Source organism: Paenibacillus sp. FSL W8-0194 (genome assembly GCF_037969745.1).
GTDB classification, from domain to species: Bacteria; Bacillota; Bacilli; order Paenibacillales; family Paenibacillaceae; genus Paenibacillus_AQ; species Paenibacillus_AQ cookii.
In genome coordinates, this window is record NZ_CP150205.1 from 3,986,376 (window position 1) to 4,011,517 (window position 25,142).

Here is a 25,142-nt window from a genome sequence, read left to right on the forward strand (position 1 = left end):
TATAAAAACTCCCCTTGGCAGACAGGTTCTGCTATTTCATTTCACCTGCCTGCCTAAAGGGGAGCACATCAAGGAATATGACTTAACATTGAACCAAGCTTACCACCTGCGAATAGCGCATATGAATGAAATGAGCGCCCCAATCGATGCGATCGTCCGCAAATGATTCCATCGTACCCAACTGTCCAAATATTCCCGCCATGTCTGAGTCCCCTCCCTAGCTACCGGAAATCGCGGCGGCTAAAGTATCGTTGAGCGGAACATTGAATACAGCCGTAACCATAAATACGCCGAAGATTATGAGCAGGCTTCCAACAATCACGTATATCGCGCTGGCTCTGCCCATTTTGATAAATGAAGCGATCCTCAATACGACACTTAATACCGTTGTGCCCATGAAGACCCACATAAAGGACGATTGTATAATCGTCGAATTGATGCTCTTTTTAGCTCCAACTGCTTGTTGTATCATTCAGAAAGAATTGGAACGTGATGTTAAAATGATCTTTTACGATTCCGAAGCAGGGACTGAATTCAGTTTCTTGCAACGGGAACAACACTTGCCCTTTTTCACTAAATTTATTAAACATGTCTTCAATCTCGCTTCGTTGCGTCGCTGTAATGCAAATATTCACCTGATCACCAACTGCATAAGGATGCCCCGGAAAAATATCAGCGACCATCATATCATTTTCACCGGTTTGCAACACGGCATGGGCAATACGGGTTTTCGCTTCTTCAGGCAAACCATCGGCACCCTTGCCTTCTCCATACGTCGTTTTGTACAGCAATTTCGAGTTCAATGCTTCCTGATAAAACTCAATCGCCTTCAACAGCTTGCCCATCCAGCATAATAAACGAGGTTGAACGCATTGACATGTAAAACATCTCCTTATAAATTGAATGGTCCAATTGTTTTGGACTTCACTTCATTAGCATCATATCGTACTATAGTGACAATACTTGTCGTGATTCATATAAAGGTGTAAATTATGGCAAAGTCCAAAAGACTGATCGAGATTATGATGGCCATTAACAAAAAGAAGTCCTTCAACGCCACAGAGCTTGCCAGTGAATTGGAGTTTCCACGCGGACGATTATGCGGTATATGCAGGAGCTGAGCGCGCTGGGGGTTCCTTTTTATTCGGAGGTCGGTCAGCATGGGGGCTATAGAATGCTTAACGAGAGAACGCTTCCCCCGGTTGCTTTTACGGAAGATGAGGCGCTCGCTGTATTTTTTGCCAGCCATGCCTTGAGGCACTTCGCTGATCTTCCCTTTGAGGCGGAAACAGATTCAGTGTTGCGGAAATTTTACTCTTATATGTCGGATGATATTCGGGACCGTATCGATCGGATGCGGAAACGGTTTGATCTGGTTACGCCGATGAGACAAGCAAGCACGCCTTATTTGAGCGTGTTGCTGGATGCTGCGATCGATCAAAAAGTGGTGCGTATGGAATACGAATCGAAACAGCATAAGCGGTCAAGAGATGTTCAGCCGATCGGAATTTATGCCAGCAACGGGTTTTGGTATTGTCCGGCCTATTGCTTTCACCGCCGCGCTATTCGCTTGTTTCGCTGTGACCGGGTTAGGTCTGTTGAACTGTCCGATATTGAAAGCGGTCGATTTGACGCATGTGCATACAGGAAACTGGGAGTCCTACATGGAACAGGAAGTCCGGATCTTGAACTGTATGTCGAGCTTACAGCGACCGGGGTGCAAAGATACGAGTCCGAAATGTGGCCCCCGCACAAAATGCAAATTCATGTTCGAGAAGACGGCACGGGATGGCTTGGCAATCCTGTCCCCGCGGGCAGCCTTCCCTTTTTCGGCCATTTTTTTATTGGATTGGGTACGGATGCAAAGGTAAAAGCGCCAGAGGAGTTGATCCATATTATGAGGGAAATGCTGGACAAACTAATGGCGCAATATCGGTAAGGATCCTCTCAGCGCGAAGGCTGCAGTTTACACCACGAGCCATCCTGCATTCCTCGACGCATTTTCCTTAAAACCGGACGGAGGACCCTTTGGGCCTGGAGGACCGGGACCATGGTAAAATTTCGGATAGAGGTGAAACAAGATGAGTAGCAGAAGATTTATGAACCCCCTGACTTCCCCCATCCACTTCCATACCGCAATGATTGAGCAAATACCCGCGGCGGTTTCTATGGGCCAGGAAATGATAGGTAGCAAAAAAATGAAGGTATCCCCCTTCGGGGAGATCGTTAAGGGAGGCCGCGATGAACGAGACCGCATTTGACGAAACATTATTTGCAAGCTTGAAGCCGGGCTTAACCGCGTTCTGTTACCGAATGCTAGGCTCGATGGACGATGCGGACGATGCCGTTCAGGAGACGAGTATTCGGGTCTGGCAGAGCTGGAGCACGTTCAGACAGGATTCCTCGTTCAAAACCTGGGTCTATCGGATTGCCTCCAACCTGTGCTTGGACAAACTGAGACAATCCAAACGCCGCGCGCTTCCCGTCGACCTGTTCGACCCGGCCGTCGCCATCGCCGAGCCGCGCGACACGCTGCCGGACTCTGCCTGGATCTGGCCGTCTCCCGACTTTGGGGGCAATCCGGAGGATCGGCTCGTCCGCAGAGATACCCTTCAACTGTGCTTCATCGCTCTTCTGCAGACCTTGCCTCCGCGGCAGCGCGCGGTACTCATTTTGAAGGATGTATTTGAATGGTCCTCCAAGCAGATCGCCGAAACGCTCGCGATGTCGCCGGCAGCGGTGAACAGCGCCTTGCAAAGAGCCCGAGAGACGTTGGACCGGGCGCAGCTCCGCTCGGATGAGCTCAGCAGCATGGACGTTCAACCGGAGCAGCAGTTGCTGGCCCGGTATGTGGAGGCCTTCGAGCAATTCGATATTGCTGCGCTCGTCGCGTTGTTCCACGAGGAAGGCTGCATGTCGATGCCGCCCTTCGAGATGTGGATCCGCGGCAAGGAAGATTTGTCCGCCTTCTATTCGCTTACTCGCTGGCATTGCGAAGGTTCGCGATTTGTTCCCATTACGGTGAATGGCGGTTATCCTGCGCTGGCCCAGTATATGCCGGACAAAGACGGCTCCAGCCTGGTACCCTGGGGCATCCACGTCATTGAGGCCAAAGAAAATCAAATTCTGCACGTTCAAAACTTCATTAATACAAAATTATTTTCGCGATTTGGGCTGCCTGAGCGACTCGACCGATGAATTTCGCCATTGGCTTACGTCTATATTATTGAGAATAACCAAAAGACGAATATGATGAGAGAGGTGTCTATTTAAAATGGAAACGAATCAACCGACGAAAGTAACCGTGCAAGCCGTCATTGAGGCCCCTGTCGAGAAGGTATGGCGCTATTGGACCGAGCCGGATCACATCACGAAGTGGAATCAAGCGTCCGAGGACTGGCATGCGCCGAGAGCCGAAAACGATCTGCGGGTCGGCGGCAAGTTTGTGACACGGATGGAAGCGAAGGATGGGAGCATGGGCTTTGATTTTGGCGGCGTTTACGATGTCGTGAATCGGCATGAGGCGATCGGCTACACCATGGGAGACGGAAGAAGAGTGGATATTGCTTTCACCGATCTAGGGAATAAGACGAAGGTCATTGAAACGTTCGACGCGGAAAGCTCCAATCCCGTCGAGTTCCAGCAAGCAGGCTGGCAAGCGATCATGGACAATTTCAAAGCCTATACCGAACAAAACTAATCATCGCGAAGAAGACGCCGGGGAAGATGCCCGGCGTCTTTCATTTTGAACCCTAGTACGAGTGTTTTCTCCGTTAGCCTTAACCTTGTGCCGCATTCATGTTCATGTAGTTAATGGCCCACAGATGGCCGTCCAAGTCCACGAAGCCCCAATGATACATGAACCCATGATCTTCAGGTTCAGCGTGCAATTTCCCGCCCAAGGAGACCGCGGTATTCACGATTTCATCGACCTTTTCCCGGCTCTCGAAGGCCATCTGCGCATACTTGCTCGTATCGACGGATTCCTTTCCCGTGAGCGTATTAAAGAATGCTTGATTGATCAGCATGACCTGCAGGTTGTCGCCGATCACGATGGCTACCGAATTCTCGCTCTCTGGGAATTGCGGGTTGAGCTCGAATCCGAGTCCGGTGAAGAACGCTTTCGATTGTTCTACGTTTTTTACAGGCAGGTTGAAGCTCGTGAATGCGGACGTTAATGCCATTTTCAAAACACCTCTTCGTCAAATTAGTTTGTGTTCATTCATGCCTTCGTTTATATAGACGACAGCCGATCCGGGAATTCATCGGTCTCATGGATTCGGAAGCGCAAATTTTGAAAAACAACTTGGTAGTGAGTTCGAATCCCCTCGATCCCCCCATCTGCATGGCCGGTGGTTTTTATGTTTCGCACTCTTCGCGAGCTCAACTGGCTGCAGCATAAAAAAACCGCCGCAGAAGACGCGAGCGTCCCTGCAGCGGCTGCAAGCATTTATCTCTTGGGCTGAAGCAAAACCGTTTTGATTTCCGCGGGCCCTGCGGCGATCTCCCTGAGATCCACTAGTTCCAGCGGCTCCTCCATAATGTTGCTCTCCCTTGCCTCTTGAACGGCAAAGGAAGGTTCGATGCGCAGAAGCCGCGGTTCTTTTTCGGTATTGAACCACCGAGCCACTACGGCATCCTCCGGGGACATTTTCAGCGCCGAGAACACGAGCCCCTTCCCTTCCCAGGACAGATAAGAATGAACGGCCGGGAGGCGGCCCCCATGCATCCCCGTTTGCTGCGCCAGCCACGGCACCTGGAATTGATGCGCCAGAACCATGGCGCCCTCCTCGTCCAAACCTCCTTTTCCTTGACCGGATTCTTCCGGCGAAAAAGGGACGATCATCAGGCGCGCCGTATGTTTTCCTTTGCACTGCGCCCCCGGCGTCGGAAAATGGCCCCAGTCTCCCATTTCCCCCACCGCCCGCAGCAGCGTTACCGCCATTCCCGCCGTCGATTCCTCCTGCACGATTTCGTATTCCGGCAGCCCCTGGTTGGCGATCAGGAGGCCCTGCCGTTCGTCCCGGATCGATACGAAGGCCTGTTGATGATGACAGTTGCTCGGGTTTTTCCATTCCGCGGCCGGGACGTTGTTTCTTTCCGCCGCTTCGAAGATCGAATCCGCCTTATGCGTCTGGGCGACGATGCCCGGTTTGAACAGCATCCGAAGCCGATGGTCTTCCGCTTGGTTGTCGAACGCGGACTCGACAAGGATGCCCTGGCCTTCGCGTTCGAGCGTGATCCGGGTGTAGATGCGCAGATCCGTCATGACGGAAGAACGGCCCGCCCTTCGTCCCGTGAACCAAACCAGCTCCCGCTGCTCCTCCCCGAGCGTGTCGTCCGCGGAAACGGGAATGCGAAGCGTATGCGCAATATCGAAGGAAGCCCGGTACGGCTCGTCTTCGGCCAACGTGACGTCGGCGGCCAGGCCCTTCGTCGTGATCGGCTGATCGCCGTCAGGCTGCTTGTACATATATTCGTTGCCGATATCGCCGGTGTCCTCATAGATGCACAGGTCCCGCAGCATCCGGCCGGTTGCCTTGTCCATGACGGTCAGGGAACCGTCGTGTTCGATCGTCACCGCCAAATATTCGTTCTCCATGCGGTTAGGTCCGGTCACCAGCGATGGACGGGGCGCATCGTTTCCTGCCGGAGCGTTGGCCGATGCGAAACCGGCGGCGGTTCGGCCTGCGATGCCTACGCCTCCTTGCTTTCCGCGGACGACGGCAAACGTTTTATGCCCGAGCCCCGGCACGCGCCCCGCTTCGAAGCGTACCCGGATTTTCCTTGCGAAATAAGGCTGGCGGAAGCGGTCATCCGGCAGGTCGTAGCCGAACCCGATGCCGAGGTCCTCATAGGCAAACGGCACCTCTTCCCCGTCCGGATCGATCATGCGCAACTGGCCGATCGGCAGCGTCTTCAGCGTTTTTTTCATTTCGGCAAAACCGATGCCGCTCCGGAAATAGATCCGCTCGATCTCAAGCTCCGCCGTCGCCACGCCGGAACGTTTCCAGCCGGTCGTATTCCATACCGCCAGCGGATGTGCGGTTTCCCCTTCCCGAAGGAACCGGCCGAACCGGCTCGTATCGATCTCATCCGCAAGCGCATCCAGGCTGTCGCTGACGATCGCTTCGGCCACGTGCCTGCTTTTGGCGAACCGGGCCACCATCTCGTCATGCACTTCGTCCACGCTGCAGCCGCAAATGCTGTCATGGGGATGGTTTTGCATCAGCGTTTTCCAGGCATATTCGAACAGGTGATGCGGATACGGCGCTTTCCCCGTCAAATGGGCGAAAACGGCGAGCGGCTCGGCCGTTTTTTCCAGCAGCGTTTGTCCCAGGTTGTTCATTTGCTTCAGGTATATTCTCGACGACGCGGTGTTGACCAAGGTCGACCAGCCGTCCGTATGTTGGCTGCGAAGTTCGCCGCGGACGACCGACAGATGCTCCGGCACGTTTTCGGATACGGCCTTGGCGTAATCCGCCAAGTTGGAATGGACGAAACGATGTTCCGGAAACAGGGCTTGCGCCGTTTGGATCGCCGCGGCGGCCGTCTGCTGCACCGGCTGGTGGTCGCATCCGTTCATCATCAGCAGATGCGGCGTTGAAGCGTACTTTTCCGCATCCTGCAGCTTTTGCTCCCAATAGGCCGCCGCTTCCCCGGGTTCCACGGGCATTTCGTTGCCGTTGCTGTACCAATTGGCAAACAAAATGCCAAGCACGCGCGAACCGTCGGGAGCTTCCCAGATCATTTCCGAATACGGCGATTCGTACGCCGCCGCCTCGCTGACTTCGTTGTTGAACCCCGTCGGCTTGACGCCCCGTCCGAAAAAGGCGTTCCCGATGCCGGCCTGGCGCAGCAGCTGCGGCGCCTGCCCCATATTGCCGAAGGAGTCGGGGAAATACCCGGTTTTGCTTATCGCGCCGTAACGGGCCGCATCCCGGTGACCGTATAGCAGATTACGCACGTTGGCTTCGCTGCTGGTCAGAAACTCGTCCTGCAAAACATACCACGGGCCGATATGGATGCGGCCTTCGCGTACGTATTTCTCGAGAAGCTCCCGCTTTTCCGGGCGGATCTGCACATAATCGTCCAGCATGATCGTTTGCCCGTCGAGATGAAAGCTTTTGAAACCCGGATCCTTTTCCAGGATGGCCAGCAGCTCGTCCATCAGCTTGACCAGGCGCACATGATGTTTTTCATAAGGCAGATACCATTCCCTGTCCCAATGCGTGTGCGAAACGATATGTACCGTCTTTGATTGTGCCAATATTCCGCTCTCCATTCTAAGATTTTTTCTTATGCCGCATGACAGGCCCGCCAACGCCCCGCGATCGGCGATGCGCAGGCCGCATGCATGAAACAGGCGATCGTATGTGCCGGTTTAACCGACGATCCCCGTCCGTTCCACGCTTTCCACGAAATACCGCTGCACGAACAGGTATAAAATGATCAGCGGCGCGGTCAGGAGCAGCACGCCCGTGTTCAGGAGCATCGACTGGTAGACCAGATCCGGTTCCTTGCCAAGCGCCGACCCCATATCCATCAGCTGCGTGGAAAGCACTTTGACCTTGCTCAGGAAAAGCGACACGTAATAGCTGTCATTCCACTGCCAGACGAACGAAAACAAAACGACGGTAATGATGGCCGGCACGGCGTTCGGCAGCATGATCCGGTAAAAGGTTCTCAGCACGCCCGCGCCGTCGACGAACGCCGACTCCTCGATTTCTTTCGGAATCCCGCGGAAAAACTGGCGGAAAATATAAATGTACAAGCCGTTTTTCAGCCCCATCGCGGTCGCGGAGGAAATCAGGAACGGCCAGAAAGTATCGATCAGGTTCAGGCTGGATTTGCCCGTAAACAGCTTGATCAAACCGAACAAATCGAAATAACGGTACGTCAGGTACAGCGGAATCATAATGGTTTGCGGCGGCACCACGATCGTGAAAATGACGAGGCCGAACAGCAGGCCGCTGCCCCGGAACTTCAGCCTTGCAAAGGCATAAGCCGCAAGCGCGCACGAAGCCAGCTGGACGATCGTCGTTCCGGCCGATATCAGGAACGTGTTCAGGAGGGCCGGGAAATATTGGGTCGCCTCCATCGCGATTTTGATGTTGTCGAGCGTAAAATGCCGCGGAATCCAAAGCACGGTCGGATCGTAAATGTCGGCTTTGCTGCGAAAGGCTACCGAGAGCCGCAAAAACAGCGGAAACAAAATAATGAAGCAAAAGCCGACGATCATGACGGTGCGGACGGCTTTCCACAGCCAAAGCTTGGATTTTTCCAGGGGATTGAATCGGTACTGGATGATATCCGCGTATGCGGCGGGCGATTTCATGGCCTTCTCCTCCTATCAGTCATAGTAGAATACCTTTCGGGAAATGATGGCCGTCGAAATGCCCAGGATCGCCGTCACGACCGCGAAATACACCCAGGACATCGCCGCGCTTTGGCCAAACTCGAACGATTTGAACGCCGTTTCGGAAATGAGGGAATTGATCGAATTCCGGCTGAAAGAATCGATGATCGAATACACCGTGTTCGTCAGGATGAGCGGCGTCATCATCGGAAACGTCACCTTCCAGAAAATTTCGTAGCCCGTCGCCCCTTCGATCCGCGACGCCTCGTACAAGGCCGGCGAAATCGACTGCAGCCCGGCAAGAAAAATCAGGATTTGCACCCCGGACGAGCTGATGATTTCGTATATGCGGTCCACCGCGCCCGTAATGTAATCGACGAACACCGGCGCAAGCCCGGATTCGGTCAGCATTTTTTTGAGCTCGAAGCTTTGCAGCATCCCGCCGCCGCTTTCGCCGCTGCTTCCGGACAGGGTCGAACCCCCGACAAAGCTGCTGATGTCCAGGTTGGCGATCGCCGCGGACGCCAAAATGACCGGCAGGAAAAATATCGCGCGCGCAAGCGCCCTCCCCCGGAACTTCTGGTTGAGCAGCACCGCGGCGAACAGGCTGAAAATGATGATGATCGGCACGTTGACGACCATGTTGACGACCGATTCGGTCAGTTTGCGCGGATAATCCGGGTTGGTCGTAAACAGGCTGCCGTAGTTGGACCATCCTTTGTAATCGACGGCAAAGCCGCCTTCAACGAGCCGAATGGTGCTGAGGCTGAACCGGAAGGACTGGATCAGCGGCAGCAGGAACAGGATGACGAGCCCCAAAATAAGCGGCGTGACGAACAGCAGGCCGTACAGCTGCTTTTTCTGGGACAAAGTTAACGATTTTCTGAACATGTTATTCACCGCCTACGTGATAGCTCTGCGGCTGAAGCTGCAGGCCGTCCACGGCCACCGCCGCCCGATTGTAATTGATGGTTACGGTTAGGCCGTTTGCGTACGTCGTTCTGACGACGCCCGGAGCCAGGGTGCTATGGGCCGTGATGACCTGATTCCGCACTTTCGCAAGCACCTGGTTCGACTCCTTGTACAATTCCGCCGCCTCGCCGATCCAATCCTTGTAGTTCAGCGCGTACAAGTGGTTATAGTCCGTATCCTTCACCTTGGACGCGTCGCTTGCGAACCATTGGTAATAGACGGCCGAGCCGGTTTCCAGCGACTTCAGCATGGACAGGCGCGGATTTTGCAGCCCGCCCATGTTGTATGGGGCTCCGGCAATATCGAAATAGCCGTGGAGCGCGATCTGGAAAAAAGGAATCTCTTCGTCGGTAATGTTAAGCCTGCTGCTGCGTTCAGGCGCATCGACGATCACGTCGGCATACGGCAGGCTGTAGGCGTTGCCGCCTTCGACCATCAGCGAGCCCGTCTTATTTTTGAGAAGCTCCATGGCTTGCACCGATGCTTTGAGCGAATCCTGCCTGCTCACGGGATGCGCCGGGTCGAAATCGGAATGGACCTCGCGGCCCAAATCCCGCAGCGACAGCCCGGGAACGCCCAGCTTGGCATAATCGGCCAAAAATCCGTCCACCTGCTTGGGCAACCGACGCGGCGACAGAAGATAGTGCGAAAATTTGCTCGCATCCTTTGCATGCGTCACCGGATTATAAGCGAATACCTCCGCTTTGCTGCGGTCGAGGAGCGTAGCCGCGCCTTTACCGCCTTTGTATTTTTCCACGAACGCGGCGTCCGGGTAAAACCGGAATCCGTTTTGCTTCATATCTTCCGAGAGCTTCAGCAATCCCTTTTTGCCGCCCAAAGCCCCGGTCACCTCAACGTCGTCCGGCGAACCATGGCGAATGCCTCCGTTGAACCAGCCCACGAACCGCAGGTCGATGTTTTGAACACCGGCAGCCTTCAGCTCGCCGACGATCGTTTGCGCTTCCTCAAAGGTCGTTAACGTTTCGGTCGACCGGTAAGGAATGCCGAGCATCGATTTCTGTTTGCGGAACGCGCCTTCAAGCTCGAGCACGAACGGGCTGCCGGACGAAGCCTGCAGCGGCTTCAAGCCGTATTTGCCTTCCAAGTATGTGCGGTAAGCCGCGGCCATCCCTGTATAATCGGCGTCATCGCCGGACAAAAACGTATACCGGACTTGCAGGTTCCCCTCATATTTGCCTGTTTGGAACATCGGCACCGCGCTCGTTTTCGTGCCGGACGACAGCGTGTAATAGTCCATCGCCGTGACCTGGAATTTGGCGCCGACCGTATTGTAGGAGTCGTTGCGCCCGCTGATGTCGGCCGCAACGCTGGCTCCCGCTTCCCCGTCCTCGATGATGCCGACGACCGCATGGTCGTTCTGCTTTAATCCGAACACCGGCAGGCGGGACGCTTCGTTCGTCTGGATTTTCTCCTTCACGTCGAATGCCCCGTCATTCCCGTAGATCGGCAGGTCATACCCTTCGGCATGAAGCTTTTGATTGTTGAGATGGATGAGTGCGCCGGAGCCGTCGGGCACAAAAATATATCCTTGTTTTCCGGTATCCGCCGCGCCGAAAAATTTCAACAGCTGAAGCGAGGCGATCGGAAACGACTTGTTGGCCTTCAGCTCCTTTGCCGGAACCGATACGACCAGGCTGTCCCCGTCAAGCGCATAAACCACCGGGACGGCAAATTCCGGCTCTTCGGATGCCGCCTCGCCGCCTGCTCCGTTGGCCTGGTTGTCGGCAGCGGCATCCTCCGCCGTATAGCCCGCCGCCTCCAATACGGCGGACACTTCCTCGGCTACGTAATCCTGCAGCTTCCGCACTTCGTATACCTGCTTTTTTTCGTCGAAGCGGAATTTGTATTTGATGTCGTCCCGCTGGTCCGGGTCCTGGATGTTGGCGAGGATGTCCCGCTCGAAACGCTCTTTGCCGATCACCTTCGGAATATTCGGGAAGGATTGCTTCACGTTCCCGATCCGGTAGTCCACCCGGATTCCGTTTTCGACCTGCGTCAGCTTGAACTGCTGTTTGGCCACGCTGTCGTCAAAGCTGTTGAAGGCATTGACCTGGCCTTTGTCGTTGTAATACGTAAGCAGCACCTGCGCGGACAGCTCGGATTTGTACAGCGGAGACGCTTTCGGGTCTTCGTTTCGCCCAGGCGGATTGGAAAACCATACGTATCCGTTGTCCTTCTCCTGCACGGCGATTTCCGCCGTCTCCCGGTTGACGAACAGCTTCAGCCGCTCATTTTCCGCCGCGACCTCCATCGTTTCCAGCGCTGCAAGCTCTTGCGGCGTGTTTGGAGCGGCCTGCGCATGGCGCGTAAGCGCCGGCATGGCGCTGTGACCGGCCGGATCCGTTTGCGACGCTGCGGATTTCGAAGACGCCGTTTCGGAGGTTGGAGCTCCGGAAGCTTCCGCCTCTTTGCGCGGCGGCACGCTGTCCGCGGCGCCCCAAACCGCCGCCGTCAGGAGCAAAACGCACAGGAAGCCTGCCGCTTGTTTTTTGCGAATGCCCACGTTTCATCCCTCCTACAGCCTGAATGTAATTTCCCTATAGATGGAGCTTGCGAAATTGATCATTTGCTGAAGCATGCTGAAGAAAAGCACGCCGAGGAAAATGATGATCCCCATCATGACCAAGGTCAGCAGCATCGTGACGACCGTTTTCCCTGCCGAATATTGGTGCACGGTCATCGTTCCGGTAAACAGCAGCCAAATGAACCAAATCATCGCGATCGTATCCAGCAAATAATAAAACGAGCTCTCATCCGCCGTAATGACGTTGCTGTACAACACCTGCGGAAAATAGATGAGCACCAGCGGAAGCAGGGAATACGCCGTCGCGGTCATGATTTCGGTAAATTTCCCTTCCCCGTCCATCAGCGTTGTCAGCGACCAGTTGGCGATGCACCAAAGGAGGAACGGAAGCAGGATGAATTTGAGTTCGTTCAGCGTGCTCAATTGATCCGGATCGTTAAAGTTAATGACAAAGCCGCCGAGCTGGCGTTTGACGATCATCGCCACGACAAGCAGCGCCACGATGGCAAACGCCACGCTGAGCCTTCCCTTCCGTTCGTATTTCATTTCCCAGAACCCGTTAAACGGATGAAGCAGCGTGTAGAAGGGATTCCGGATGATGCCGAATTCCCGATAAAACTGCCCCTTGGCCTTGCGCCCCGCCAGCTTGACGGCGGCGACCGCGACGGCGATCACCATCGCGATGACAAGAACGATCGTGCCGAAATGCTCAAAGACGACCTCCTTGCGGTAACGCTTGAAAGCTTCGGAATAATACTCGCGGCTGTTGCCGAGCTTGAAGTAGCTCATGGCTTCGCGGTTGTCGCCCTGCTTCAGCAGCGATTTGCCGATGCCGATATAAGCGACGTCGAAATTCGCGTTCAGCTGGAGCACCCGTCTCCAGGCCGCGGTGGACGCATCCGTCTGCCCTTCGCTCAAAGCCACGACCGCGCTGCGGATCAGGCTGCCGTAGGTGGTCGGCGCAAACACCGACAACCGGTTGTTATCCTTATCGAGCACGGCCATCCGGTCGCCGAGCAGATCGATCGCCACCGGCGTCCGGAAATTGCTTTGCTGGCTGCCGAGGCCGCCGAATTCATACAGCAGGTTGCCGTCCTTGTCGTAGGTGAACACCCGGCCCCGCTTCGCATCCAGCGCGCTGTACATCCCGGCCCGGTCCGGCGTCACGTCGACGAAAATCGAACTGCCCGTGACGCTTCCCCCTTCGAGATTGCCGACGTCCCCTTTCGGCGGAAAATACCCTTTGCTGCGCAAAATGTCCGTGCCGGAGGGATTCAGCCGCTTGAGCGGCTGGTCGGAATTTTCCTCGGAGGTCGAGGTGTAGATGAATCCGTTCTCGTCCACGTCCAAGTTGTTGAATTCGATCGGGATAAACTGCTGCATCTGCTCGCGCTGCGCTTTCGTGGATATCCGTTTCCAGAACAAATCCACCGGGCTGAATTTGACGCGATTGGTGCCGATAAAGCCGCTAAACGTGCCGTCCGACTCGAATTCCATGATGCCTTCGTAGCTGCCTTGGCTGATCACGTACAGCCGCCCGGCCTGATCCACGGCAAGCTTGGTCGGCGTATACTGGAACCCCTGCCGGAGAAGCGTCGACTTCGGTTCCCCAATGATTCTTTTCGCTTTTCCGCTTCCGTCAAACTCGACGATGCGGCGGTTATCCGTATCGGCAACGTAAACGTTCCCGTCCGGGTCGACAAAAACGCCTTGCGGCTGGTTCAAGCCGTCTTTTTTGCCCTCATGCTCGAATTCGCCAATGACCCCCGCAAGCTGCAAATCCCGATCCAAAATGACGATCCGATTGTTGCCGGTATCGGCGATGTACAGCTTGCCTCCGGGACCGGCGTACAGATCCTGGGGCGCGGACAACGGGCCCGCGCTCCATTCGTTTCCGTATACCACCCGCTCCAAGGCGTAGGGATCGGGGGCCGGGACCGGCGTTCCCCAATATGAGTAGTTGTAAGCATCGTTAGCCGACGCCGGGGCCGCCTCGGTGCCGGAGGCCAAGAGCAGCGCGATCATGAATGCAGCGAACCATCTCTTCATCTGTTAGCCCCCTCCGTTATTCCTTCAAGCCCGACGTGGACATCGTTTGAATGATACTGCTCTGGGTGACGATAAACACCGTAATCGGCACGAGCATCATCAGCAGCGTCACGGCCGCGACCGGTCCCGTCCGGACCAGGCCGCCGCTTGCGATTTGCCCGAATACGTAATCCACCGTCTTCAGCTGCTCGCTGTAAATAAATTTGTGGCTCGTGACGGAGCCGTTGGTCCACAGGCTTTGCAGCGAAAAAATAATGAGCGTCAGCCATGCGGGCCGCACGATCGGCATGACGATTTGCCAGTAAATCCGGTATTCGCTCGCTCCGTCGATCTTCCCCGCTTCAAGCAGCGCGTCCGGAATCTGCTCCATGAATTGCTTCATTAAATACAGCCCGAGCGTCATCCCGAAAGCCGGAAGCAATATCGCCCAATACGTATTGATCATGCCGAGGTACGAAATGATCATATAGTTCGGCACCTGGGTGACGTAGGCGGTAAACATCAGCGACAGCACCACGATGCTGAAAAGCAGCTTTCGGCCCGGGAAACGGATTTTCGCCAGCGGATACGCCGCCGCCGAGGCCAAAATGACATGGCCGACCGTACCCACGATCGCGATAAAAAACGTGTTGAATACGTACCTGGAAAACGGCACCCAGGAGTCGCTGAAGATCCCTACCAGGTCCGTAAAGTTTTTGAAGGTCGGATTGCGCACGAACAGCTTGGGCGGAAACGTAAAAATTTCGTCGATCGGCTTAAACGCGTTGCTGATCGTAAAGACGAGCGGAAGCGCCATAAAACACGCCACGCCTCCCAGCAGCAAAAACAGCAAAATATCGACGCCCCAGGACCTGTTCAAACGTTTCGGCATTTTCAAAACCAATTTCACGCTTTACTCACCCACTTTTCCTAGAAGCTTCTGGGTTACGAGATTCACGGTCAGCATGATCGTGAACAACACGGTCGCGATGGCCGAAGCGTACCCCATTTCGAACCGGATCGTGCCGTAGTCGACCAAATGGGTGACGATCGTATGCGCGGCATAATCCACGCTCGGAAAGCCGAGCAGATAGATCGATATTTCCGCGACCGAAAACGCCGAAGCGATCTGAATGACCGCGCCGAACATCAGCTGCGGGCGCATCGCCGGAAGGGTGATGAACCACAGCTCCTGCCAGCGGTTGCGGATCCCGTCGATGCTGCCTGCTTCGTACATCGTCCGGTCGACGTTTTGCAGTCCGGCGATAAACGCCAGGAAGGACGTCCCCAGACTGAGCCATAGCTGAACCAGAATAAGGATCGTCAGCACGTACCGCGTATCCTGCAGCCACTGGATCGGCTCCATGATGAAACCCCATTTCATCAAAAACGAGTTGGCATACCCGTAGGAATCGCCCGCAAACAGCAGCGTCCAGATCAAATAAGTATTGCCCGAGATGGAAGGGGCGTACAACACCAGCGTAAGCACCGCCCGCAGCTTGGGCGGCAGCTCGTTGATGAGCCAGGCGAAAATGAAGCAGGCCATGTAGCTGATCGGTCCGGTAATCGCCGCGAACAGCAGCGTGTTTTTCAAGGCGATCAGGAAGATGTCGTCCTGGACGAACAATCTCGCGTAATTTTGCCACCCGATCCACCGCGGCTGCTCCAGCAAATTAAAGTTCGTAAAGCTTAAAGCGAAGGACAGCAGCACCGGAATGACGGTAAACGTGCAAAAAATAAGGAAATAAGGCGCCATCAGCACATAAGCGTGCTTGTTTTTTTTCATTTCCGTCCACACCCGGACGGCCTTGCTTTGGAGCATGCGCCCCGGCTTGCCGCGTCCCGGCGCGTTCGCTCCCGCCATGACGGGACGTTTGGCGATTTGCTGTTTCATGGAAGGTCCCTCGTTTCTTGGACAGGGAGATTAAATTCCTTGCGTTTGAGCGTAATTTCCTCGTTCATCGCCCTGACGTAGTTATCCATCGTCTCGCGCGGGTCCTCGCCCTGCACGACGACGCGGCGGAACGCATTGTCGATGTTGCGGCCGGTCAAGTAACCGCCGGGCACTTCCGGAATGCCTTTGACCCACTGCATCTGATCCTGAAGCTTGCGCAAATCCTGCGTCGGCCACGGGAGCTGGGCCAGGGCTTCCTTGTTCGCCGTCGGATAACGGGCCGAAGCCCCCATGCGGATTTCCATTTGGCGTCCGTAGGCGATCTGCGTTTCTTTGCTGGTCCACCATTTCATGAATTGCCAGGCGGCGTCCTTATTGTCGGCCCCTTTGAACATCACCGTCGCCGACCCGCTGCTGCCGACCTCGCGGTGGAGCTTGCCGTCCGTCCCGGGCGTTCCCGGCACCGGCGCGAAGGACCACAGCCCTTTGATTTCCGGCGCAAACACGCTCAGCTTGTTGTACATCGTGTAGTCCACGATCCCGATCGGCATTTCCCCGGTGCGGAACCGGTTCGCGAAATCGACCGAAATCGGAAGCTTATAATTGACGTAAAAATCCGTCCATTGCTTGAACTCTTGGATTCCCGTCTCGGAATCGAGGTCGACGGCCATGCCGCCGTCCTTGTAAAACCGCCCCTGGTTCTGGAACAGGAACATCGCAAAAGCGGGGTTCGGCGGCATCGTGGCGATATTGGCGTTCGACACCTCGTTGCCGAAGGAATCGAGCGGCTTCTGCGGCAGTCCGAACTGCAGGTTATGCTTTTGCAGCACGGGCAGCATTTCGTATACGTCGTCCCACGTCTGCGGCACCTTCAAATGCAGCTCGTCCTCGATAATATCCTTGCGGTAAAAAAGCATCGGGAACGTTTGCTGCTCCGGCAGCGCGTAATAGGAACCGTTATATTCGTACGGAACGAGAGCGCTTGCTTGAAATCTGTCCTTGACTTCGCCGAAATCCGGAAAAGCCGACAAATCCTGGAGCGCGCTGCGGCTGGCATAGTTGACGGGAAGATCGTTCCCGATCTGCAGGGCGATGTCCGGCCCTTTGCCCGCGACGGTCGAAGGAAGGATCACGTCCGACGCCACCAGCTTCAGGTTCACCTGAATCCCCGTCTGCGGCGTGAATTGATCCTCGACGAGGCGTTTGATGACCTGCGCCTGATCCCGGGCGGAGGTCACCCATACGGAAACGCTGTTTTTGCCGTCGGCATCGCCTGAAATGTCGTCATAATCTTCGTAAAACGAAGCAAAAAAAGCGTCGACTCCCGTGACAAGCTTCTTCCAGGCCCCGGCCTGGGCTTCCGGCAGCTTGCTTCCCGGCGAGCTTACGATCAGGTAATCGAGCGCAAGCGGCTGCTCGTTGACCGTCAGCATCCAGGAGCTGAGCGCCCCGACGTTCGTTTTGAACGTTTCGACGCGGGAAGGCACGGTTTCCGGCTTATCGGCCATGTCTTTCAGCTGGTAAGCGACCGTGTGGATGATCGAGGTCCGCTCGTCGCTTTGCCCGGACGGCCCTTCGACGGCTTTGGCGATCGACTCGAGCTGCTCGCTGGATTCGCGGAATACTTTCGTCATCTCCGGAATGCGCTGCTCCAGGTTGTAATCGCGGAAGGTGTCGGGAACGGTGCCGGTGTAGCTGATGATTTTCCGGTACATCGCGTTGAGTTCCAAAATATTCGATTCCACGGAACGCAGGATCGGAGCGATGTCCCCGAGGGTCACCTCCATCCGGATCCGGTGTTTTCCTTGCGACAGATGGAACAGATAGGGTTCGCCCCCGCCGGGGCCGACCACTTTCGTTTGCCAGGCGCTGCCGTACGGGAAAGCGACGTTTTGCATCTCCTTGAACGGCAGCCGGCCGTCTATGTAAATCGAACGAAGCACGGAAAGGCCCCGCAGATAGTTTTGCCGATGTTTAATCGCGATCTGGTACAATCCGTCCTGCGGCACGTCGATTTCCCATTCCATCCATTGCCCCGGCAGCCGCCAGCCGTAACCTCCCATGGCGTTATTGCGCAGCTTCGAAACATGGAACGGCTCCACGGCCGGATTGGACCTGTCGTTGTACGGAAGCAGGCTCGGCGAAGATTTGTACGCCGCCTTTTCCGCCTGCACTTTCATGAAAACGCCCGATGCCGGCTGAATCCCTTGCCGCTCGTATTCGGACGCGACCTCTTCGTACGCCTTCGCGCCGGCAGGCGCCAAAAGCGTAATTTGACGGATCACCATCGGTTCTTTGATCGAAGTCAGCGACAAGCTGTGCTTGCCTGCGGAAAAATAAAACATAAACGGTTCTTCATAAGAGCCGGCGCTATCCTTTAAAGTGATTTCCTGCCACACATGCTCTTCGACTTGCCCCGGCGTCAGATCGTTGCCGGATGCATCCCGGTCGAACTCCTGTTTTTCGTTTTTCCAAACCCGGTTGAACACCAGGCTTTTGGCTTCCGAAAACGGCACGGCTCCGTCGATGGCCAGCTCCCGCTCGATATCGGAGTCTTTGCCCGGCTCCGTGAACATTTTCAGGCGTATGTTGTAGAGCCCCGCCTGCTTCACATCGAACTGCCAAGTTACGGTGCCGGCATCCGCCGTACGGATGGACTTGCCCGGTTCGCCTTCATAGTCCTGCAGGACGGACACCTGCATCCCTTCGGCCTTGCTGAATGCATCTGCTTCAATGACGACGTCTTCGGCGGAAGGCGCCTCATGTTGATGCTTGGACAAATATGCTTCGTATCCGCCCGCTTTCACGGATGGCTTGATGCCGCTCAAGTCCAGCCTTTCCGGCGTTTGCGCGGCCGAAGCCGAAACATCGCGGGAAAGCGGCCCTTGCGCGGCGGCGATCAGGCTTACGGTGATCGCTGCGGCAAGCAGGACGGATGCTGCCTTCATTATCGGTCTGTGCATGGGCTCCCCCTTTCTCTTGAGCAATGCCCCCATTTTCTTCTTCCAAAGGAAACAGGGGCATGCGTTATAGAGCTGTTATCTGCCGCGCGGTTATTTGCTGTCCTGAAGCAGCTTGTTGATGTTGGCTTCGAACTGCGGTTTCACCTTGTCGACTGCGGTAGAAGGAGAGATTTTGCCTGCCGTGATATCTTTGACGACGCTTTCGAACAGCGTTCCGCCGTCCGGAATGGCGTAGTAGGAAATGTAATCGATGCTGTCCGCCATTTGTTTGCGCGTATCCAGCGATTCCTTGTTCGGGTAGGAGCTTTCCCAAGATTGCTGCGCAAGCTTTCTGCCCGCATCGTGCAGGCTGATTTCATCCATGATTTTTGCGGCCACGTCGGCATGCTTGGAATATTTCGCGACCATGAACATGTTGCCGAACGGCGTATAAGAAACGTATTTATCCGATTTTGGCCCTTTCGGGAAAAAGACGTATCCGAGCTCCTGGTTTTTCATGTTGTCGAGAAGCCCGCCAAGCTCCCAGCTGAAGCCGCCGTACATGACGCCTTTGCCGGCGACGAATTCCTTGCTTGCGTCTTCCGGAACGGGCTGCATGATGGATTTGTCCTTGTTGTACAGATCGGCGACGAATTGAAGCGCTTCGATCGCGTTTTCGCTGTTCAGGGAGAATTTGATGTTGCCTTCGGCATCCTTATCGACGGAGCCTTTATTGGAGTACACCATCTGCTCCGTGAAATAATTCGTTTTGCCGTAAGCGCCGGCGATGCCGAAAATATCCGTTTTGCCGTCGCCGTTTGTGTCTTTCGTCGCTTTTTTGGCGAAGTCGCGGAACTTTTCCCATGTCCATTCGCCTTTTTGCTGGAGTTCGTACGGATCTTCGAGACCGAGTTTTTTCACGAGCGTTTTGTTGTAAAACAGGCCGTACGGTGAAGGAGAGGAGTCGGTCATGCCGTACTGCTTGCCTTTATAGCTGCCGCCTTTTTTCATCCAGTCGATGTACTTCGGATCGTTCAGATCCAGCTTGTCGTCGATCGGTTGGATGAAATCCTTGTTGGCGAGCGTCGGGAAAGCCCAGAACAGCTCCAGCAGCACGATGTCGGCAAAAGGCTCGCCCGAAAGGGAGGTCGTGGTGAAGTTTTCGACGTATTTGTTGTAGTCGCCGAATTTGACGAATTCGATTTTGGTGTTGTATTTCTTTTCCACTTCTTCGATGAGCTTGATTTGCTCTTCATCCGCAGGGCTTTTTTCCTTCAGCAATCTTGGATCGGCATCGTCGTACCATACGCCGATTTTGATCGTGTCCCCGCCAAGATCGATTTTTTGCTCTTCCGCCGCGGCCGGCTTGTCTTTGTCGGGCTCTTTGGCCGTCTCCTGCGCAGGCTCCTGCTGCGCGGCTTTATTGCTCTCATTGGAACCGCTTTCAGTTTTGCCGCCGCCCGAGCAGCCGGCAATCACGAATACGAACAGCAGCACTGCAAGCAGCATGGAAAGTCCTTTCATCTTCTTCACGCGTTCATCCCCCATTTTTTCCGTTTCGGATTAGAATTGTTGAATCGCCAATAAGAAAAGACCGATGAAACTTCAAAGCAATAAAACCGGATCACCCCTTTGCACGCTTGCGGAACCCGCAAAAAAAGAATGCGCTTACATGAATTACACAAAAAAATAAGCGATATGCAAAAGCGATTCTGAAACCTTGGAAGTCAGAACGAACTGCGTCATATATCATATTAGATATATCTTTTATACCGCTTACACGAGTTATTATAATCTGGTGCCTAGATTTTGTAAATAGTGAATATATCTTATATTCTATTTTTATGATATTAATTATACTCAAAACCGAATAGGCCACTCAAAAAATAGGATCGGAGAATGACAAACGTGAACGTCATGAACCCGACATCGACCCAAAAAAACGGACCCCGGAAATCGTTCCGGGGCCCGCTGGTTAAGACGGTATTGGCAAAAATTCCGCCGCGAAGTTCAGGTTTGTTGCTGTTCGGAAACATGGGTTGCGATCGCGGAGGTGGACGCCCTTTCGATCAGCCGCACCGGCACGAGCGCCCGCTCGCCAGGCCTGCCCCGCTCTTCGATCCGCGAGGCGATCAGCTCGGCCGCTTTGCGGCCGATTTCGCTGTAGTCCTGGGCGACAGTGGTCAGCGGCACTTCGACCAGGCTCGAAATCATATGGTTATCGAATCCGGCGATGGACAGCTGCCCGGGCACGTCAATGCCTAGCCCAATGGCGCTGCGCAGCAGTTCTACCGCCAAATGGTCATGTTCGGCCTGAATCGCCGTCACCCCAAGCTCCATCGCCTTGGCGACGAGTTTCGGGTAGAAGGCATTCGCGTCCTTGTCGGCTTCGCGGTAAAAGTCGGTGATCACAAGCTCGGGGTCGATCGGCAGCCCGTGGTCCCGCAGCGCTTTGCAGTAACCCTGATACCGGTCGCGGACCGTGCTGCGGAAATCGATGCTGATGCTGGATATGAACGCGATTCGTTCATGCCCAAGATCAAGCAGATGTTTGGCGGTCATGTAGCCGCCTTTGACGTTGTCCGAGACGACGCTCGTCACCGGCAGGCTGTCGGCGTACTGATCGATCATCACGAGCGGATAGTCGTTCCAATACAGCATGTTCAGCAAATCGATGTTGCTGTTCGTGCTCATCGGATACAGGATGATGCCCGCCGAGCCGTTTTTCGGAATCCGGAGCAGAAATTCGCGCTCGCGTTCGCTGCTCCAGTTGCTGTTGTGGATGCTCAAATAATAACCTTTCGAATCCAGGTAATCCGTTGCGCCTTTAATGAAATCAAGCTCGCTTGTCGCCATGTAGGGCAAAACCATGGAAATGATCGGAGCGGCCGTGGACGCAGCGCCGCCTTCGAACGCGTGTTTCGGCTCCTGCTTCTTGACGTAGCTCCCGCTGCCGCGCTTGCGGTAGATCAGGCCTTCGCGTTCCAGTTCGATCAAGGCTCGTTTGGACGTGATCCGGCTGACGCCGGACTGCTCGGCCAGCTCCACTTCGGTCGGAAGCTGCTCTTCTTCTTTGTAATGACCGGTGAGGATCTTTTCCTTCAAGTCTTCCATGATGATCATGTATAGCGGTTTTTGGCTTGACTGCATCCCACTCACTTCCAGTCTGTCCTTTTATTCACATAATAATGCCTCGATTGATTATATCAAATTAAGGTTTGTATATGCAAACTATATACCTAATGTGATACATCCAGTATGTAAGCCAAAGCATAAGCGTTCATCTTTCTATGTTCTTTCTCCGGTTTATACAAGGGCGGCCCCAGCCCAACTTGCCGGCTGCAGGCCGCTCCCCGCCTCTGATCGATGGAATCTGCGTTACACAGGAACTTTAAACCGGAAGGACTCCCGTTTACGGCTTAAGGACGGCAGCTTGGCAGCGGTCCAAAAACTCGACCATCCGCGCATAAGCTACTTTTTCGTTCGCCTTTTTCGTTATGCCATGGCCTTCATCCTCAAAGACGATATACTCGACGTCGCGCCCTTTCGCCCGCAGCGCCTCCACGATTTGGTCCGATTCGGCCTTGACCACGCGTGGATCGTTTGCGCCTTGGATGATGAGCATCGGGTTGACCATTTGGTCGAGATACGTAATCGGCGAATCCTTGACGAAACGTTCGCGGTCGCGCTCCGGATCGCCAAGCCACTGCTCCATGATCGGTTTCCAATGGTCCGGCACCGAACCGTAAAACGAAAACAGGTTGCTGACGCCGAAAATGTCGATGGCCGCCTTGAAATATTCCGGATTCCGCCCGGCCAGCAGCAGCGTCATGTAACCGCCGTAGCTGCCCCCGACCACGAACAGGCGATCCGGGCTCGAAATGCCCTGCTCGAACAGCCAATCCATTCCGGCCAGGCAATCCTTCCGCGGCCCTTCGCCCCAATCCTGCTCCACCAGCTTCGTAAACGAGCTGCCGTAACCGGTGCTGCCGCGGAAATTCGGGCAAAAAATGTTGTACCCCCCGGCCAGGATATATTGGAACATCGCGCGGAATTGCTTGCGTTCCGCCGCCTGCGGCCCGCCGTGCGGCCAAAAGACGGTGCAGCCGTTGGCGGCCTCCGCTTTGGCCCGGAACAGGAGCGCTTCGATCTCCATGCCGTCAAAGGATGCATAGGTCACCACTTCCGGCGCGACAAGATCTTCCTCCGTCAGCCCGGTCAGCACGTTTTTGGTGAGCATCGCCCATCCGCTTCCGTCGTAGCGGTAAATGTTCAACGGCTTCACCGCGCCTCGTCCCAGGATATACAGGTTGCCCGAAGCCGCGACAAACATCTGCTCGAGAATATCGACCGGAAGCGGGATGGGCGTCAGTTCCCCGCTGTCCAAGGCGTAGGCGTAGAGGCGGTCTTCGACGCCTTTTTCCGTCACGATATAGACGGTTTGCGTTTCCTTATGCAAGCGAAGGGCGCCGATCGATTCCCGGCCGATTCCACACAGCCGTTTGAAAGCCCCCTCCTTGATGCTGAAATGCGCCATGTATGTAAAATCCGAATCGTAATCCGTCGCGAACACGACGTTGTCGTTATCCAGAAACTGCACGTTCCCCGACATGTGGGGCCGCTCCGGAGAAGGAGTAAGGCAAATCTCTTGGCCGTTTTCGAGCAAAAGATAACTTACGTAGTGGGTATTGGCGTACATTTGGGTGTAGGCAAAAGTCTTTTCGTCCGGACTGACGGCGCTGATCATGGTCACCGTGTTTTTGCCTTCCAGCAGCAGCCTGTCCTGCTTCGATTCCAGATCGTAAACGCGGGAATTAAGGAAATTCGGATTGTCTTTGGAGGTCGTGTAATAAACGCGGTTGCCGTCTTCGGACAGATGCACGAATTCATGTTTTTCGTCCGGTGATGCGTTTTCAAACAGCGGGAGCGGCTCGCCGCCGTTCCAGCGAAGGGCGTGCAGCTGGTAGTTTTCGTTCCCGTCCCGGTCGAAGGCCGTAAGCAGGTGTCTGCCCTGCGGGTCCGCCTTCACGAAATTGCACATCTGATCGTTGTACGTGAGCGGATACGGGTACTGCGTATCCCCGTTTAAATTGATCGCCCACAAATTGAATTTGCCGTTTAGCGTGCTGCTGAAAACCAGCCGCTTTTCATCTTTGCTTATGCCGAAGGAACGAATGAGATAGGTTTGAAAAAACTGCTCTACGTCAGGCCTCGGAAATTGGATCATGATTATGCAACTCCTTCTCCCTGAAAATGGACCTCCGGTCAAACCGGGGCTTGCTTCATATTATAGTCGATCCATGGACCGGATGACCACTTCGGGCATGCCTCGCGAATTCCGCTTTTGCCCGGCAAAAAAAAACGGCTGCCTGCGTTTGCCCCCGATCGGGCAAGGCAGGCAGCTCGCTGAAGCTGCTGAAGGTTAAAATAATCAAGCGTTCCGGGCCATCCGCTCTTTGGCGCCGAGCTGGCTCAGCATATCCGTCGTCATCGCGTCCAGGTCGTATCGCGCCTTGAAGCCCCATTCTTCCGCGGCGGCGGAAGCATCGATGCAGTCCGGCCAGCTCTCGGCGATGGCCTGTCTTTTCGGATCGACGTCGTATTCCAGCACGAAGGAAGGCAGCACCTTGCGGATCGAAGCGGCGATCGCTTCCGGGTCGACGCTCATCGCCGTCACGTTAAAGGCGTTCCGGTGCTTCAGCTTCGAACCGTCCGCTTCCATCAGCTGCACGATCGCATCAAGCGCGTCCGGCATGTACATCATGTCCATGAAGGTGCCTTTGTCGATAAACGATGCATAACGCCCTTTGCTCACGGCAGCGTAATAAATCTCGACCGCGTAATCGGTCGTGCCTCCGCCGGGAGGGGTAACGTAAGAGATGAGCCCGGGAAACCGCAGCCCCCTCGTATCGAGTCCGTATTTATGAAAATAATAGTCGCACAGCAGCTCGCCCGACACCTTGTTCACGCCGTACATCGTCGTCGGGCGCTGGATCGTGTCCTGCGGCGTATGGCTTTTCGGCGTCGACGGGCCGAAGGCCCCGATGGAGCTTGGCGTGAAAAACTGGCAGCCGAGCTCCCTGGCCGTTTCCAGCGCGTTGACCAGCCCGCCCATGTTCAGATTCCAGGCGAGCAGCGGTTTTTCCTCCGCCGTTGCGGAGAGGAGCGCCGCCAAATGGATGACCGTGTCCACCCGATGGCGCTTGGCGAGCTCGAACATCGCTTTACCGTCGGTTACGTCCAGCGTTTCGAAAGGTCCGGATCGCGTCACCTCATGTCCGGACATTCGGATATCGGTCGCAACGACCTGATCGGCGCCGTACAATTGTCTCAGTTTCGCGACCAGTTCGGACCCGATCTGGCCGAGCGCTCCCGTCACCAATATTTTTTTCATCGTTATTC

Annotated in this window: 18 protein-coding genes; 3 read left to right on the forward strand and 15 right to left on the reverse strand. The window is 55.2% G+C overall.

What is annotated here, in order from left to right; translation table 11 throughout:
• Positions 1–217: 217 nt before the first annotated feature.
• Together MKY58_RS18165 and MKY58_RS18170 are read right to left on the reverse strand one after the other, a co-directional pair.
• On the reverse strand, positions 218–472 hold the full coding sequence (locus MKY58_RS18165) for an anthrone oxygenase family protein (RefSeq protein ID WP_339321489.1): 255 nt from the start codon (positions 470–472) through the stop codon (positions 218–220).
• Positions 447–833 (reverse strand): VOC family protein, encoded by a 387-nt coding sequence (locus tag MKY58_RS18170; protein WP_339321490.1) that lies wholly within the window; start codon positions 831–833, stop codon positions 447–449. The genes MKY58_RS18165 and MKY58_RS18170 overlap by 26 nt, the downstream gene beginning before the upstream one ends.
• 341 nt (positions 834–1,174) lie before the next feature.
• On the opposite strand from MKY58_RS18170, the gene MKY58_RS18175 reads away from it, so the two are divergent.
• From MKY58_RS18175 to MKY58_RS18185, 3 genes are all read left to right on the forward strand, one after another.
• Positions 1,175–1,939, forward strand: a complete 765-nt coding sequence (locus MKY58_RS18175) for a WYL domain-containing protein (protein ID WP_339325196.1) — start codon at positions 1,175–1,177, stop codon at positions 1,937–1,939.
• 302 nt (positions 1,940–2,241) lie between these two features.
• Positions 2,242–3,198, forward strand: a complete 957-nt coding sequence (locus MKY58_RS18180; RefSeq protein ID WP_339321491.1) for a sigma-70 family RNA polymerase sigma factor — start codon at positions 2,242–2,244, stop codon at positions 3,196–3,198.
• Between the two features lie 76 nt (positions 3,199–3,274).
• Entirely contained in the window at positions 3,275–3,700 is a 426-nt protein-coding gene (locus MKY58_RS18185) for an SRPBCC family protein (RefSeq protein ID WP_339321492.1), read from the forward strand.
• Positions 3,701–3,779: 79 nt separating this feature from the next.
• Here the strand turns inward: MKY58_RS18185 and MKY58_RS18190 are convergent, their stop codons facing one another.
• The 13 genes from MKY58_RS18190 to MKY58_RS18250 all read right to left on the reverse strand — a co-directional run bounded on the left by MKY58_RS18190 (position 3,780) and on the right by MKY58_RS18250 (position 25,134).
• The gene (locus MKY58_RS18190) at positions 3,780–4,184 is read right to left on the reverse strand and encodes a VOC family protein (protein ID WP_339321493.1); all 405 of its coding nucleotides are present in this window, start codon (positions 4,182–4,184) and stop codon (positions 3,780–3,782) included.
• A gap of 266 nt (positions 4,185–4,450) precedes the next feature.
• Positions 4,451–7,270 carry an alpha-mannosidase gene (locus MKY58_RS18195; RefSeq protein ID WP_339321494.1) on the reverse strand — a complete coding sequence of 940 codons (2,820 nt, stop codon included), beginning with the start codon at positions 7,268–7,270 and terminating at the stop codon, positions 4,451–4,453.
• Between the two features lie 114 nt (positions 7,271–7,384).
• Positions 7,385–8,338, reverse strand: a complete 954-nt coding sequence (locus MKY58_RS18200; RefSeq protein ID WP_052147280.1) for a carbohydrate ABC transporter permease — start codon at positions 8,336–8,338, stop codon at positions 7,385–7,387.
• A 15-nt stretch (positions 8,339–8,353) separates the two neighbouring features.
• Entirely contained in the window at positions 8,354–9,250 is an 897-nt protein-coding gene (locus MKY58_RS18205; RefSeq protein WP_036713845.1) for a sugar ABC transporter permease, read from the reverse strand.
• 1 nt (position 9,251) lies between these two features.
• Positions 9,252–11,855, reverse strand: a complete 2,604-nt coding sequence (locus MKY58_RS18210) for a DUF5696 domain-containing protein (RefSeq protein ID WP_339321495.1) — start codon at positions 11,853–11,855, stop codon at positions 9,252–9,254.
• Positions 11,856–11,867: 12 nt separating this feature from the next.
• Complete coding sequence (locus MKY58_RS18215; protein WP_339321496.1) at positions 11,868–13,925, reverse strand: YIP1 family protein; 2,058 nt, start codon at positions 13,923–13,925, stop codon at positions 11,868–11,870.
• 16 nt (positions 13,926–13,941) lie between these two features.
• Positions 13,942–14,814, reverse strand: a complete 873-nt coding sequence (locus MKY58_RS18220) for a carbohydrate ABC transporter permease (protein ID WP_052147278.1) — start codon at positions 14,812–14,814, stop codon at positions 13,942–13,944.
• Between the two features lie 3 nt (positions 14,815–14,817).
• Entirely contained in the window at positions 14,818–15,726 is a 909-nt protein-coding gene (locus MKY58_RS18225) for a sugar ABC transporter permease (protein ID WP_331480723.1), read from the reverse strand.
• Positions 15,727–15,794: 68 nt separating this feature from the next.
• On the reverse strand, positions 15,795–18,761 hold the full coding sequence (locus MKY58_RS18230) for an extracellular solute-binding protein (RefSeq protein WP_339321497.1): 2,967 nt from the start codon (positions 18,759–18,761) through the stop codon (positions 15,795–15,797).
• Positions 18,762–18,851: 90 nt separating this feature from the next.
• Positions 18,852–20,264: an extracellular solute-binding protein gene (locus MKY58_RS18235; RefSeq protein WP_339325197.1), complete on the reverse strand. Its 1,413-nt coding sequence runs from the start codon at positions 20,262–20,264 to the stop codon at positions 18,852–18,854.
• A 486-nt stretch (positions 20,265–20,750) separates the two neighbouring features.
• Complete coding sequence (locus MKY58_RS18240; RefSeq protein ID WP_339321498.1) at positions 20,751–21,890, reverse strand: GntR family transcriptional regulator; 1,140 nt, start codon at positions 21,888–21,890, stop codon at positions 20,751–20,753.
• A gap of 262 nt (positions 21,891–22,152) precedes the next feature.
• A complete protein-coding gene (locus MKY58_RS18245) occupies positions 22,153–23,967 on the reverse strand; it encodes a S9 family peptidase (protein WP_339321499.1) in 1,815 nt (604 codons plus the stop codon).
• 204 nt (positions 23,968–24,171) lie between these two features.
• A complete protein-coding gene (locus MKY58_RS18250; protein ID WP_339321500.1) occupies positions 24,172–25,134 on the reverse strand; it encodes an L-threonine 3-dehydrogenase in 963 nt (320 codons plus the stop codon).
• Between the last annotated feature and the right edge of the window lie 8 nt (positions 25,135–25,142).

Bases quoted from the DNA above. Each gene is read 5' to 3' on its own strand.
- MKY58_RS18190 (WP_339321493.1), bottom strand. From the start codon at position 4,184: ATGGCATTAACGTCCGCATTCACGAGCTTCAACCTGCCTGTAAAAAAC.
- MKY58_RS18230 (WP_339321497.1), bottom strand. From the start codon at position 18,761: ATGCACAGACCGATAATGAAGGCAGCATCCGTCCTGCTTGCCGCAGCG.
- MKY58_RS18200 (WP_052147280.1), bottom strand. From the start codon at position 8,338: ATGAAATCGCCCGCCGCATACGCGGATATCATCCAGTACCGATTCAAT.
- MKY58_RS18240 (WP_339321498.1), bottom strand. From the start codon at position 21,890: ATGCAGTCAAGCCAAAAACCGCTATACATGATCATCATGGAAGACTTG.
- MKY58_RS18165 (WP_339321489.1), bottom strand. From the start codon at position 472: ATGATACAACAAGCAGTTGGAGCTAAAAAGAGCATCAATTCGACGATT.
- MKY58_RS18235 (WP_339325197.1), bottom strand. From the start codon at position 20,264: ATGAAAGGACTTTCCATGCTGCTTGCAGTGCTGCTGTTCGTATTCGTG.
- MKY58_RS18180 (WP_339321491.1), top strand. From the start codon at position 2,242: ATGAACGAGACCGCATTTGACGAAACATTATTTGCAAGCTTGAAGCCG.
- MKY58_RS18205 (WP_036713845.1), bottom strand. From the start codon at position 9,250: ATGTTCAGAAAATCGTTAACTTTGTCCCAGAAAAAGCAGCTGTACGGC.
- MKY58_RS18175 (WP_339325196.1), top strand. From the start codon at position 1,175: ATGCTTAACGAGAGAACGCTTCCCCCGGTTGCTTTTACGGAAGATGAG.
- MKY58_RS18215 (WP_339321496.1), bottom strand. From the start codon at position 13,925: ATGAAGAGATGGTTCGCTGCATTCATGATCGCGCTGCTCTTGGCCTCC.
- MKY58_RS18185 (WP_339321492.1), top strand. From the start codon at position 3,275: ATGGAAACGAATCAACCGACGAAAGTAACCGTGCAAGCCGTCATTGAG.
- MKY58_RS18250 (WP_339321500.1), bottom strand. From the start codon at position 25,134: ATGAAAAAAATATTGGTGACGGGAGCGCTCGGCCAGATCGGGTCCGAA.
- MKY58_RS18225 (WP_331480723.1), bottom strand. From the start codon at position 15,726: ATGCTCCAAAGCAAGGCCGTCCGGGTGTGGACGGAAATGAAAAAAAAC.
- MKY58_RS18245 (WP_339321499.1), bottom strand. From the start codon at position 23,967: ATGATCCAATTTCCGAGGCCTGACGTAGAGCAGTTTTTTCAAACCTAT.